The organism is Croceimicrobium sp. (assembly GCF_965228705.1).
Taxonomy (GTDB): Bacteria; Bacteroidota; Bacteroidia; order Flavobacteriales; family Schleiferiaceae; genus Croceimicrobium.
Genome location: NZ_OZ245832.1, coordinates 625,062 through 637,957, shown reverse-complemented (window position 1 = coordinate 637,957; position 12,896 = coordinate 625,062). Strand labels below are relative to the sequence as shown.

Annotated in this window: 8 protein-coding genes; 3 read left to right on the top strand and 5 right to left on the bottom strand. The window is 43.8% G+C overall.

Annotated features, from left to right (window positions below; translation table 11 throughout):
• Nucleotides 1-48: 48 nt before the first annotated feature.
• Together ACO05P_RS02745 and ACO05P_RS02740 are read right to left on the bottom strand one after the other, a co-directional pair.
• Nucleotides 49-2,274, bottom strand: a complete 2,226-nt coding sequence (locus ACO05P_RS02745; protein WP_421753259.1) for a S46 family peptidase — start codon at nucleotides 2,272-2,274, stop codon at nucleotides 49-51.
• Nucleotides 2,275-2,367: 93 nt separating this feature from the next.
• Entirely contained in the window at nucleotides 2,368-4,545 is a 2,178-nt protein-coding gene (locus ACO05P_RS02740) for a peptidylprolyl isomerase (RefSeq protein WP_421753258.1), read from the bottom strand.
• Nucleotides 4,546-4,736: 191 nt separating this feature from the next.
• Between ACO05P_RS02740 and ACO05P_RS02735 the strand changes: the two genes are divergently transcribed.
• Together ACO05P_RS02735 and ACO05P_RS02730 are read left to right on the top strand one after the other, a co-directional pair.
• Complete coding sequence (locus ACO05P_RS02735) at nucleotides 4,737-5,789, top strand: hypothetical protein (RefSeq protein ID WP_421753257.1); 1,053 nt, start codon at nucleotides 4,737-4,739, stop codon at nucleotides 5,787-5,789.
• The gene (locus ACO05P_RS02730) at nucleotides 5,782-6,627 is read left to right on the top strand and encodes a hypothetical protein (protein WP_421753256.1); all 846 of its coding nucleotides are present in this window, start codon (nucleotides 5,782-5,784) and stop codon (nucleotides 6,625-6,627) included. The genes ACO05P_RS02735 and ACO05P_RS02730 overlap by 8 nt, the downstream gene beginning before the upstream one ends.
• A 2-nt stretch (nucleotides 6,628-6,629) precedes the next feature.
• On the opposite strand, the gene ACO05P_RS02725 is transcribed toward ACO05P_RS02730, so the two are convergent.
• Nucleotides 6,630-8,135 carry a sodium/proline symporter gene (locus ACO05P_RS02725; RefSeq protein WP_421753255.1) on the bottom strand — a complete coding sequence of 502 codons (1,506 nt, stop codon included), beginning with the start codon at nucleotides 8,133-8,135 and terminating at the stop codon, nucleotides 6,630-6,632.
• 3 nt (nucleotides 8,136-8,138) lie between these two features.
• Nucleotides 8,139-9,512: a pyridoxal phosphate-dependent decarboxylase family protein gene (locus tag ACO05P_RS02720; RefSeq protein WP_421753254.1), complete on the bottom strand. Its 1,374-nt coding sequence runs from the start codon at nucleotides 9,510-9,512 to the stop codon at nucleotides 8,139-8,141.
• A 162-nt stretch (nucleotides 9,513-9,674) separates the two neighbouring features.
• Between ACO05P_RS02720 and ACO05P_RS02715 the strand changes: the two genes are divergently transcribed.
• Complete coding sequence (locus ACO05P_RS02715; RefSeq protein WP_421753253.1) at nucleotides 9,675-10,217, top strand: cysteine dioxygenase; 543 nt, start codon at nucleotides 9,675-9,677, stop codon at nucleotides 10,215-10,217.
• 6 nt (nucleotides 10,218-10,223) lie between these two features.
• Here ACO05P_RS02715 and ACO05P_RS02710 read toward each other — a convergent pair whose 3' ends face one another.
• Nucleotides 10,224-12,857 (bottom strand): putative LPS assembly protein LptD, encoded by a 2,634-nt coding sequence (locus tag ACO05P_RS02710; RefSeq protein ID WP_421753252.1) that lies wholly within the window; start codon nucleotides 12,855-12,857, stop codon nucleotides 10,224-10,226.
• Between the last annotated feature and the right edge of the window lie 39 nt (nucleotides 12,858-12,896).

Sequence of the window (12,896 nt, the reverse complement as noted above, 5' to 3'; positions counted from 1 at the left end):
GCCTTGAACAAAAAACCCCGCACAAGGCGGGGCTAAATTATTGTAAGCTTATCCAGCTTTCTTTAAGGTCTCCGTTGACTCACTTTCGACCGCTTCTTCTTTCATTTCTTTTTGATCATCCGGATGCACCGTAACCAGATCCATTTCATCTACCAGGTAAGTGGCACCTCCCAGTTTATCGATAATGAAAAGTACATAGCGCAGATCCACCATTACATTGCGACAAATACTGGGATCGAAATACATATCACTCATTACCCCATCCCAGGCGCGATCAAAGTTTAATCCGATCAATTCTCCCCGGGCATTCAATACCGGAGATCCTGAGTTTCCGCCGGTAGTATGATTGGTTGCTACGAAACAAACTGGCATCTCACCATCCTTGCCATAGCGACCATAATCCTTTTTCTCATATAAGTCGATCAATTTCTGTGGTAGGTCAAACTCATAATCTCCCGGAATGTATTTTTCCATTACTCCACTTAAATGAGTTTGAGATTGGTAAAGCACTGCATCCCTCGCCTCATAGGATTTTACTTGACCATAAGCCACACGCAAGGTGGAGTTCGCATCCGGATAAAATGGCTTTTTAGGGAAGGCTCTTTGCAGGGCACGAACATAGCGGGCCTGGAGCGCTTCAATCTTCAATTCAATTTCGCGATTGCGCGCATTCAATACCTGGAAATAATGATCGTACATCTCCCAGCTCAATTCATAAAGATCATCATCGGCAATCTTCTTAGCCATTTTGGCGGGATCTTTTAAGAGCTTCTCGCTAAAGTCGCTGGCGAAATAGGGTGCCTCTTCAAACATCTCGGCAATCTCCTCTATCTGCTCATTCATGCCCTGACCCTGCAATTCACGCACTTCTTCTCCGGGCTCTGTTTTAATAGCCTTTAAATACATGGGAAGGATGTTCTTGGCTACTTTCAAATCCAAATCATAATCGTAATCCTTTTTAAAGCCCTCCATTACCTTAGCCAGGCGTTCGGCTTCGGCCTGAAGTTCTTCGCTGCGACCAGCTTCGGCAAGGGATACCAATTTGCCATAACCCAATACATGGCGGAAGGCTTCAATTCCGAAATAACCTACTTCGATATAAGCATAACGCTCCATATTAATGGGACGACGCTTGGTATAAAGGTCTACCATCTCCGCAACTAAATGTTGCTCACTCTGTAATTCAGGAATGGCCTTGCAAGTTTGTTCAAAAAGTCGTTCTTCCGCACGTTTGGCTTCGATAGCATGGGTTCTTTCGATACCCAGAATTTCACCTTTCCAACGTTTCCAGCTGTTGCTGATCCGCGCATATTTACTGGCATAACGCAAGCGAGTAGCTTCATCTTTGCGCATCTTCTCATCCAGAATCATCAAGATCTTATCGCGCACGGCAATGCGGGCAGGATTGTAATGCTCTACAATATTCTGCACTTCCGCCGCCGGTAAATACTGTTGAGTACTTCCAGGGAAACCGTATACCATGGTGAAATCCCCTTCTCTTACCCCGGCTATATTCACTTTAAGGTGACGAGCAGGTTTGAAGGGTACATTATCTGCCGAATACTCTGCCGGTTGATTATTGGCATCAACATAAATACGGAAGATGGAAAAGTCACCGGTATGACGAGGCCATACCCAATTATCGGTATCAGCGCCGTATTTACCCACGCTGCTGGGAGGAGCTCCCACTAAGCGTACATCATTGTAAATCGTCTTGCTAATCAATAAATACTGATTGCCAAAAAAGAAGTCTTTTAACTCAAATTCGAGCTTAGGATAAGCCTCTCTCATTTTGGCCAAGAGCAATTTACGATTGGATTGAATAATAGAATCGCGCTCTGCCTCGGCCATCTCGGTGGTGGTCCCTTTCAGCACATCATTACTTACATCCTTAATTTCCTTGATGATGGCTGCGTACAAGCCACTATTGGGTAATTCTTCTTCGCGAGAAGCGGCCCAAAAACCATCCTTGAGGTAATTATCTTCTAAGGTAGAATGACTTTGAATTTGGCTGTAACCGCAGTGATGATTCGTTAAGAGTAAACCCTGCGACGAAATGAGCTCACCGGTACATCCCCCATTGAAATGCACCACGGCATCCTTTAAGGAAGATTGATTTACCGAATAAATATCCTCAGCACTGATTTGCAAACCCATCCTTTGCATTTCGGAATAATTGAGCTGGGCAATAAGATGAGGAAGCCACATGCCTTCCTTGGCAGTTAAGGATCCGCCAATGCTTAGGGCTATTAAGAAGAATAGAACTCTTTTCATTAAAAGTTGATTTTGCACAAAACTAAGAAGCAGCGCATAAAAAAAGACCGTCCCTGTAAGGAACGGTCTTCATTTTATTGCGGAAAGCTCTATTTAGAAGAACTTTTTACGACTATCAACGATTTCAGCTTCGTTTTTCAAGGACTCTACCACACGGGTAGCAGCGGCATTGGCCATTTCGGTTTCAACCCGAATACGCTCTGAATCGTAGTTGTTTAATTCATTGGCCTTATTGCGACTGTTGATGTAAACCACATATACTCCACGCTCACCCACGATAGGCTGAGAAAGACTTCCAGGAGCCATGGCCGTAGCGCGACCAATCACAGCAGGCTCGGTTCCATAGCTGCTTAAAGTAGCGGTTCCGAAATTGATACTTTGGTTTTGCACTGTTTTACTAAAGGCCGTTGCTAAAGATGCAATTTCAATATTATCCCCCATCTTAGATTTCAGTTGCTCGCTTAATTGAGCTGCCTTCTTCTCATTAATTACTTCAGCTTTTACTTGATCTTCTACCAATTCTAAGGGTAAATAATCCGAAGGACGGATCTCAGTTAACTGAGTTACCACGTAAGAGGAGTTATCCTGGCTAAAGATTTGAATCGCTCCTAAGGGAGTTTCATCATTGTGAATCCATTTTACCATTTCACGGTTCGAACCGATACCCAAAATGCTTTCTTGCATAGGCTCAATTCCGGCCGCTGGACGAGCAGCATAACCCATTGAAGCGGCTAAGGCAGCAAAGTCGCTGGTATCATTTGCCTTTGCAGCAAATACGGTAGCTAAATTGTAAATACTGTCGCGGGTAGCATCTGAAGGCTCAATCTCACGCACGATGTCGATTAATTTGATCGCCTTATTAGCCCCTTTTTGTTCTTGGATGTGGATGATATGTAAACCGAACTGGCTAATAACCATTCCGATATCGTCTACTTCATTATAGAAACAGTAATCGTTAAAAGCAGGTACCATTTGACCCGGCTTAAACCAACCTAAAGCACCGCCTTTAGCACCCGAACCTGGGTCTTCGCTATTGGCCATGGCCAAAGCACCAAACTGGGTAGAATCTTCTTTAACCAGGGCTAAAAGACTATCGGCTAAGTTTTTGGCTTCCATCGGAGGACGAGTAGATTGAGAACGTCCTTGATTAGCACCCTGGTAAGTGATTAAGATATGACGGGCACGAACGCTATCCGGCTTATCAGTGATATCTGAAATCTTAGAAAGAACAAAAGTTCCGTTTTGCTCATAAGGACCGTAAACAAAACCTAGTTCCTCATTAAAGAGAATGCTGTCTAATGGTGCATTGAATTGATCCTTAGTGCGGAAAATAGGATTTACCGGACGATCTGAACGACCTACTGCGAAGGTTGAATCATCTTTAGCAGAAGCAAAGCTGGGTAAAGTATCTGTTTTACCACGGTTGCTAATTACTTGAGCCGTTTTGTAAGACTCTAATTCAGCGCGCAATTGATTACGATCTTTATCGGAAGCTTCCACAGGGAAGTTTACAAAGGCAATCTCGCGGCTGTTATCACTTTTAAAATCTTCTTTGTGAGACTTGTAATACGCCTTCATTTCAGACTCGCTTACGCTGATACTGGAATCGGCAATAGAACCATACTCCAATCCAAAGTACTGAATAGAGGTAGCTTCATTACGACGTTGGTAATCCATCTCAGCTAAATTGCTAGGCATGTAAATACCTTTGCGCACAGCGTTTAAATACTTGTCTTTAAGGATTTGTTCGCGAGTTCCGTCTTCGAAACCAATCCACTGCTGATAGGCTTGTTTTGCCTGATCATCATCATTAGTGCGAATCTGATCGATATACTCCTTCAATTTAGCAGGTGAGAATTTTCCGGTCACAGGATCACGGAATCCTTCTTGTTGCTGAATTTGTGGATTGGAAATAATACGCTCCAATAATTCTTGGCTGGTTACTTCGATACCCAGATCCTGAAAATTATCGGTCAATAAATATTGTTCTTGATACTCGGTCCAAATTTGATTGGCAACCACGGTACGTGAAAGATTGGCCGCTTGCTGTGGATTCTGATTTTGTAAGAGGGCGATACGCTCCTCGATACGTGAGGTAAATTCCCGGTAATCAACTTTTTTGCCGTCAATCTCTCCTACGATATTCGCATCATTGCGAAACATAGAATTGCCAGAGCTAAAAAGATCGGTAAGAATGAAAGCCAACATGGCCAGACCGATTACAATTAGCAATAAACCTGAACGTTGACGGATACGCTCTAATGTCGCCATTTATCTGAGTTTGGATTTTAAGGCTGCGAATATACAACTGTTGTTGAAAAAGCCTTTATATTTAAAACCATCAATTTAAATGGATTTTCATCCAATATCAAATCAACAGCATTTTTTGACCGTTCATCGAATAGATTCCCAGATTCAATTAGTCCTTGCCACATTTGTTAAGCATTCTAAACGAAGCCAAAATGGAAGCGCGAGAATTTAAAATAGATATCAATCAGCAAGAGCCTGCCCAGCTATCGCAAGAGGAGCAGCGCTTGAAAGCGATCAAAAAGATTCTGGTAGGGAATCAGATCGAGCGATTGGAGAACCGTTTCCGGGGATTGAGCCGTAGAGTAGAATCTACTAACGGCCATCTTGTAGCTACCGTTGATGACCTGAACAACGAGCTTCAAAAACTGAAAACCGAAATGCAGCTGCGTGGAAATAATTCTCAGCCTATTGGTGAAGAATTACAAAAGGGCATGCGAGAATTGCTGAATGCGAGAAAAGACTTTAATTTAGTCGATCCCGCAATTTGCAATCAATTGGAAGAACGAATCAACACCCTGGAAAAAGACCTGGAGGCTAGCACTCCTCTGCATGCAGAAAGCAAAGCGCAGATCAATGCTATGTCTGAGGACATTAAACTATTCAAGGAAAAGCTTCAAGCTACTCAAGAGAAATTGAGCCGCCTAGATCGAGAAGCGCGCCCTGAAGATAAAGCTAAGGTAGATGCGCGTTTAAGCAGCCTGGAAGCTAAAATCAAATCTTTGAACCCTAAGAAAATGGAGCAAAAACTGACGCAGCGTCAGGAAGCTTTTGAAGATGGTGTTCAAGATTTGGTAGAGCGTTTAGCCGGCCGTGTTAATGAGCGTTTCGATTTTGCCAGCAATAGCCGTAAAAAATTAGCTGATAATCAAGAACAGCTTGCTCAAAAGCAGGTGGAACTGAAAAATCAGCAATCTCAATTACAAGATCGCGTCAATAGCATCCAGGATATTCTGGAAAACGATATTATCAATTTCTTACAAAACAATCCCGGTGGCAGCGGTATTTCCGATAGCCAAGTGAAGCAACTGGCCGGCGATTTGGAGCGTAAGATCTATGAAAACAACATTCGCCTGGAGGCTAAAATGGATGCCCTGTTTGATATGACGCAGCGTCAATTAGCTGCCAAACAAGCACCGCAGGCAGATCCTAAATTAAAAGCCATCAAGGACACTTTGAAACAATTAAGTCAATTGTTAGATGAGTGAGAAACCCAATAGCCTGGAAATCCTAAAAGACCTGCTTCTTCGGGAAGAGCGCGCTCAGCAATACGACCATGAGCGTGACTTACAACGCCTTGAAGATGAAATTAAGGTTCGTGAAAAACTGGAGCAAAACATGGAACCCATCCTGATGGATTGGTTTATGCGCTTCCGCCGTGATTTCCCTAGGGAATTTGGACATCTTTTTTATCAGACCCTGGAAAGTGAAATCCAGGAAAACCCCGAAAGAATTAAAGCCGCATTGCATCCGATTGTAGACGATATGATCGGTGAGCATTTTAATAATCGTTTTCGCTCCTGGCGCGACCGTCTCGGATTTGGTCGTATCAACAAATTGAAAGACCCTACGGAGCTTTACCGTGAAAAGGTTGATCTCCCTGAGAGTGATCCCATTAAGGTAGAGGAGAAACAGAAGCGTGAGGAGAAAGTACAGATCAGCGACATCTTCGTTCTTGAGAATGATGCCCGCAACCTATTAGGTATGCGTAGTCGCTATAATGCTGTAGACGATCAAGAAGTCACTTCTTTAATGCTGGATACCATCCGTCGTATGGTGGAGGATGCTGTATTGCGTAAAGGTCAGGCTCTGGATTGGGTAGACTTTAATGGTTATAAGATTTACCTGATCACCTTTAAGCGTATCTCGGTAGCCACTACCGTTACCGGACATCCCGAACAAGATTATATGAATCAACTGGAAGATCGGGTGATGGAATTTGCTAAAATGATGCTACCTGAAATGCATCCTGGCGACTTCGACTTTAACTCTAAGCTTTGCATCCGACTATTGGCCGAATCCTTCCCTAAGGTAGGTAAGAGCTAATTCTACTTTTCTAAGGTTTCCAGGTGACGGTGTTTTTTGGCCCTCAATAAGCTTACCGCTCCTCCCACAATAAAGGATACGGCAAAAGCCGGTCCCATTACATCCAACTCCTGAAAATAAGGTCCAATACCTTCTAATTCTTGCACATAGAATTTAAAGAAGGGTACCGCTAAGAAGCCGCTAATCATACAAGCCAGCGCCCCACTCTGATTGAATTTCTTCCAGAATAAGGCATAGATTATCATGGGACAAAAGGTGGCGGCTATCCCCGACCATCCAAAAATGGTAAACCAAAATACGGTTCTGCCCGGCACATTTATCGCCACCAACATCGCTACCGCCAATGCCAATAATGCCATCGCCAGGGTAATATAGGACGACATCCGCGTAAGCTTATCATTGCTGATTTCCGGATGAAAGACCTTTTGATACAGATCGCGCACAATCGCACTGGAGGCCACTACCAACAAAGAGTCTATAGTAGACATGATAGCACTTAGGATAATGGCTATATAAATGGCTATGATTACTGCCGGGAAGGTATCATTTAACAAGACCATTAAAGTGTCTTCGCCACTCATTCCTAAAGCAGATTCTGGGTCCATACCGGCATCTGTAAATAAAGCTCGTGCCAGTAATCCTATGCTCACCGCTGCAGCATCACTGATCAAAGTAAAGGCAATGGCCACCCAACGGCCTTTATTAATTTCGGCGGTATCCTTAACCGATATAAAACGAGCGTAAACCTGTGGCGAACCTAAAAAGCCCAATCCGATAAAAGCGAAGCCCAACATTTTAGCGCTTTGCATCCAGGGGTCTTCATTGCCACCCCATATATTCACCAAATTAGGATCAATGTTTTCCAAACGACTAAATAGCTCTGCATGCTGATCCCAAGCGAAATAAGCTACCACGGGCAAGGCTAATAAGCCGACAAACATGAGCAGGCCTTGAAAGAAATCGGACCACACCACCGCCAAAAAGCCACCGATAAAAATATAAGCCACTACAATCAGAAAGCCGATTATGGCCCCCGTGAAATAATTTAGATTTAAAAAGGTCTCGAAAGCTTTGCCAGTAATATCAATCTGGGCACTAACATAAATCACGACAAAGCTGGCCAGACAAAGTGCTGCCACCATTCTAAGGGTATGTCCTTTCGCCTTAAAATGACTCTCCAGAAAATCCGGAACGGTGAGTGAATCATATTTATCCGTTAGCCTCTTAAAGGGCTTAGCCATAAAAAACCAGGAGACGGCTACTCCCAGCACCTCACCTACTACCACCCAATAGGCGGAAACACCGGCCAGGGCGCCCATGGCAGTAAGGCCGATCAGTAACCATCCAGACTCGCCTGTTGCTCGTGCCGAAAAGGCTACCATCCAGTAGCCTAGACTTTTGCCCCCTGCATAGTAGTCGTCCATATTTTTAATTCGGCGTGATGCCGCAATGCCAATTCCAAAAAGAACGGCGAAATACAATCCGAGTACTACGAGGTTAATGAGCATAGGCTATACTTTAGAGGTGCTTAATTTATCCGCGAAAGCTTCCATTTTGGTAAAAAACAAGTCGATATCGCTTTTTTCATTTCCGGCATTTACAGTTACCAGACGTACAAACTCATTGCCGTGGAACTGTCCGTAACCCACCATCAATTCTCCGGCTTCATACAATTGATTGCAGAGCAAATCTGCTGGTATATCCTTATAATTGAAGCAGATACCAAGAGAGTTCTCATAACTGTAAACTCTATAATCAGGATGATTTTTCACGTATTGCAAGGCATGATCGGCCAATTCAAATTGACGATCGACAATTTCGGCCAAGCCTCGCGTTCCTACTGATTTCCAAAGGCTCCAGAATTTAAGGGCATCATTTCGACGACCACATTGCAGGGAGGTCTTGCCTAAATTGTAATCATCCCCATCGGTTTGATAGAGGTAATCGGCATCATTGGCAAAGCTTTCGTACAACCAACGCTTATCCTTTACGAGAATGAGCGAACAAGATAAGGGCGTTCCCAACATTTTGTGGGCATTGTAACTAAAGCTATCCGCTCGATTGGCGCCTTTTACCAGATCGCGATAACGATCACTAAAAATTACACTGCCACAATAGGCTCCATCAATATGCAGCCAGAGCCCTTCCCTTTCACAAATATCTGCCATGGCTTCGATGGGATCAAATGCACCCATAACGGTGGTTCCGGCGGTGGCAATCGCTAAAAAAGGTTGATAGCCAGCCTGGCGATCTTCGGCTATAAGTTTTTCCAAATGATCCGCTCGCATGCGACCTTGATCATCGCTATCCACATAGCGAATCTGATCACGTCCAATCCCCATAAAGGCGGCATTTTTGGGAATGGAATAATGCGATTCTTTGGAGGTATACAAGGTCATTTTTGATCCTTCTACTCCTTTGGCCCGAATACTTTCCTGAGCCTTATCCCGAGCCATAAGCATGGCCATAAAATTGGTCATGGATCCCCCGGGAGCCAAGGTACCATCCGCTTCCGCGGGATAGCCTAAAAGTGAAGCGCTTTGTTTCAAAACCTCCTTTTCGACGCCCACCATTGGTCCGCCTACTTTGTAGGTATACATACTATTATTGAGCACTACCGCCAGGAGGTCGCCGAGAGTGGCTTTTGAATTGCGGCCACCAAAAAGTTGGTTAAAAAATCGTCGGGTAGCAGTTCTTGGAGTATGCAGCACCAAATCCTTGAGTAAAGGGCCAAATTCCTGGTCGCTAATCCCTTCTTCCGAAAGGTGAATATTAAGCTTGCTAAACAGAGCTTCCGGAGCTTCGGGTTGAAGTACCGGTTCGTTCTCCTCCTCTTTCATCAGTTCATTTACGATGCTTCGGAAGAGGTCTAAATCATGATTCATGGATTGTTTTTGAGGAAATCTTGACAAATGTAAATTTTAATTTTTTAAAGGAAAATCCTTCAATTTCGAATAAAATTGAGCTATTTTTGAGCATTCTTGAATGAAATCACCTCATTTTCTATCGTTTTTTCACATTTTTTGAGGTGATCAAAAAACCATCAAGTGCAAGCTATTAGTAGTATAGAGGAGTTGGTTGAAGCCCTGCCTCACTGTTCTGGAACCGAGTTTATTGATATCACAAAAAAACTGTCCTTAGGGCCTGAAGATTTGGAGCCCTTTGCCCATTGGGATGAGGACTCCTACACTCGAAATTGTGTCAGTCGCAATGATACCTACGAGCTTATTTTGCTCTGCTGGGAACCGGGTCAAGAAACCCCGATCCATTGCCATAATGGCGAAGAATGCTGGGTGTACTCCCTGCAAGGAGAATTAGAAGAACGTCGTTTTAAGCTCGAAGATGAGCAAAAGGAAAACGATGATCTTCATGAGACCCGAAGAGCAATGATGCGCGAAGGACGTGTAGCCTATATGAATGATGATATGGGTTTTCACAGTCTGCACAATCTGAGCGATGAGCGCGCCATGACCCTTCATCTGTATGTTAATCCAATTGACTCTTGTCGGATTTATGATGAGGAAGAAGAATGCTTTATTCGCAAGGAGATGCAGTATACCAGCTTCGAAGGAGAACTGCTCAAAGACTAATTAAGCTTATCGCTGGAAGTCGCCAACACCACGACGGCGCTCTAATTTAAGATCCTGTAAAATGCTCGATTTCACTCGAATGGTAAGCATATAAGATTGCTGGAAACCAAAGGGCACCCAAGAACAACTCATCGTCCAGCAGTGTAAATCGCGATAGAAATTGAATGAGGTAAAAGTGAAATCCTGAGCCTCGAAATCATAACCCGTACGGAAGCCTACCTTCCAACCCTGGGTTAAATCCATATCCCCGGAAATATCCATAGACTGACGCACCACCGGATCCGTCGCTCCATTTTTAGTATAGGATAAGTTGTAGTTTAAGTTGAGCGACCAGGGAACATTAAAATCTACATAACCCGGTAAGCGGTAATAATCAATATCCCCTTCGGTAATACCCAAAGCTGCCGCTTGATTAGGATCCGTTTGATCTTCCTCCTCCTTTTTATCCTTTTTCTTATCCTTAGATTTAAAACTATTGGCATCTAAACGAGTACCGGCCGTAAATCTTTGAGAAGTTAGTCGGAATAAGCCCTGGCCCTTCCCTATAGCATAGTCATTTATTCGCCTATTTAAGCCTTCATCAAAAGCATAGGGATCGAGGGTAGCATTATAGTTCAGGGTAATTAAGCGATCAAACATACTGCTGGATGCAGCCATGCGAATGGTACTGAGTTTAAACTCTTCAGCCGCCATATTATAACTACCATTTAAACTGAAGCGCTCCAGCAATTTGATTTTCTTCAAGCCAGTAGAATCGCTCTTCGAGCGCACTTTAGCTTCCAGGGTATTTTGAACCCCAAAGGTGATGGCGCCGTTTAAGCCCTGCCCAGCCGATCCATACACTCCTCGACTGTAGGGATTCACCAAGGTGGTATTGCCTAAGGTATCACTTTGAATTTCTTGATAGTAACCCCAGAATGGCGTACTGAAATCCGGGCGATAACTTAAACCCACAGTAGGGGTCATAACATGTCGGATGGCCCTTAAAAATCCGCGGTAACGCCATAAACCATAAAGTTTAGTGGAGAGGTTGGCATTGGCATTAAAGTCGCGATTGGCGAAAAATCCATTTAAGGTATCCCTAACCACTACCCGATTTAATTCAGGATCAAAGGCATATTCCAATTTATTGGGATACCAACGCTCGGTAAAATTGATGGATGGGTTAAATACGAAGAACTTAAAGACCTTATAATTAGCCGAGATTGGAATACTATGCTGCATACCCATACGACTGGAATCGCGAAATACCGTTTCGGTAAAAAGCGGTTTATCCATGCGGGTCTGAATCTGGTTCTTCGCATTGGCGGTATAGGTTATCCCGATTTCCTCGTACCATTTTTTCTTGCCTACAATTCCACCCTCACTCTTAAAGGGGAACATCCGGTTAACCGAGAAGTTGACCTGCGGTAAGGTCAGGGTCATATCTTTGGTTTGGTTGTTCTGGGAGTGGTTTAAAGTAACGTTCAGGCTGTAGGGTTTACCGGCCCAACGACGAGAAAAAGAAACACTGGAGTTCAAACGGTTTTGTAATACCTGATCGGGATTGATACTGGTAATCTGATAAAACTGGGTAGTGGCTATATTTACATTGGCACTAAAATTATAATAGGGATTGGCTTTAGCATCCTGACGATGACTCCAGGTAACCGAAAAGTCGGAACGATTATCATAGGCTCCGGGAACCACCGATTCAAACTCTTCCCGACCGTATTTTAATAGGTTATAGCGCACATTGAAGTTACCATTAAAATTATACCGCACCTTATAATTACTCTGCCCTTGAAGACCAAATCCCCCTTTGGTGTATACATCTCCGGTTACGCTTAAATCCAGATAGTCACTGGCCGCCCAATAGAAACCCCCATTCTTTAAAAAGTAACCCCGGTATTGTGAAGAACCATAAGTAGGAATGATAATCCCCGACTTACGCTTATCGGTAGTTGGGAAAAAACCAAAGGGTAACATTAGAGGAGTAGGAATATCAAAAAGCTCGAGAAACGCGAATTGCGTAACTACCTTCTCCCCCGGTATTACCTTGGCTTTAGGGGTGCGGATGCGAAAATGAGGATGCTCATGACTACAGGTAGTATAGGCAGCATTTTTCACGAAAAAAGCGGCGCCACCGGTCTTTTTCACCTTCTCACCGTGCAAAAAACCTTCTCCTTCTTGGGTAATCACTTTATTGATCCGCGCCTTACCAGTTTCGAAATTATAGCGCATTTCATCAGCCCGATAGGTTTTACCAGCTTCCACAAAAATGGGCTTTTGCGTCATTTTACCTGTAGAGTCCGGCAGGCCTGAAGCATAGATTTCCGCTTTTTCAAATTCGATACGAATGTAACCCGCCTCGATTTTCATGGAGCCGTATTCTATAACCCCTTGATTGTAAAGCTCAATGATACTATTATCTGGTGAGGAGGGAATACTATCCAGAGCATCATAGACAATGTCATAGTCTAAAATAGACTTCTTCTTTTTGGGATCACCGGGTTTCGCTGCCACCGGATCGGGAATAGCAAAAGTATCCTCCGCTGCCCTGCGAGCTCGAGCCGAAGTGTCTATCTGAGCCCATGCTGCATCAGAAATGCCAACAAGACACGTTAATAAAATGATGATCTTAAGAGCCGAAGGACGCAATATGAAGGTAAATTTGCTATTAAATATGCTGCCGCAAAT

What these genes read in the sequence shown, in the direction of transcription:
- ACO05P_RS02720 (WP_421753254.1), bottom strand. Translation starts at nt 9,512, where the DNA reads ATGAATCATGATTTAGACCTCTTCCGAAGCATCGTAAATGAACTGATG.
- ACO05P_RS02730 (WP_421753256.1), top strand. Translation starts at nt 5,782, where the DNA reads ATGAGTGAGAAACCCAATAGCCTGGAAATCCTAAAAGACCTGCTTCTT.
- ACO05P_RS02740 (WP_421753258.1), bottom strand. Translation starts at nt 4,545, where the DNA reads ATGGCGACATTAGAGCGTATCCGTCAACGTTCAGGTTTATTGCTAATT.
- ACO05P_RS02725 (WP_421753255.1), bottom strand. Translation starts at nt 8,135, where the DNA reads ATGCTCATTAACCTCGTAGTACTCGGATTGTATTTCGCCGTTCTTTTT.
- ACO05P_RS02745 (WP_421753259.1), bottom strand. Translation starts at nt 2,274, where the DNA reads ATGAAAAGAGTTCTATTCTTCTTAATAGCCCTAAGCATTGGCGGATCC.
- ACO05P_RS02735 (WP_421753257.1), top strand. Translation starts at nt 4,737, where the DNA reads ATGGAAGCGCGAGAATTTAAAATAGATATCAATCAGCAAGAGCCTGCC.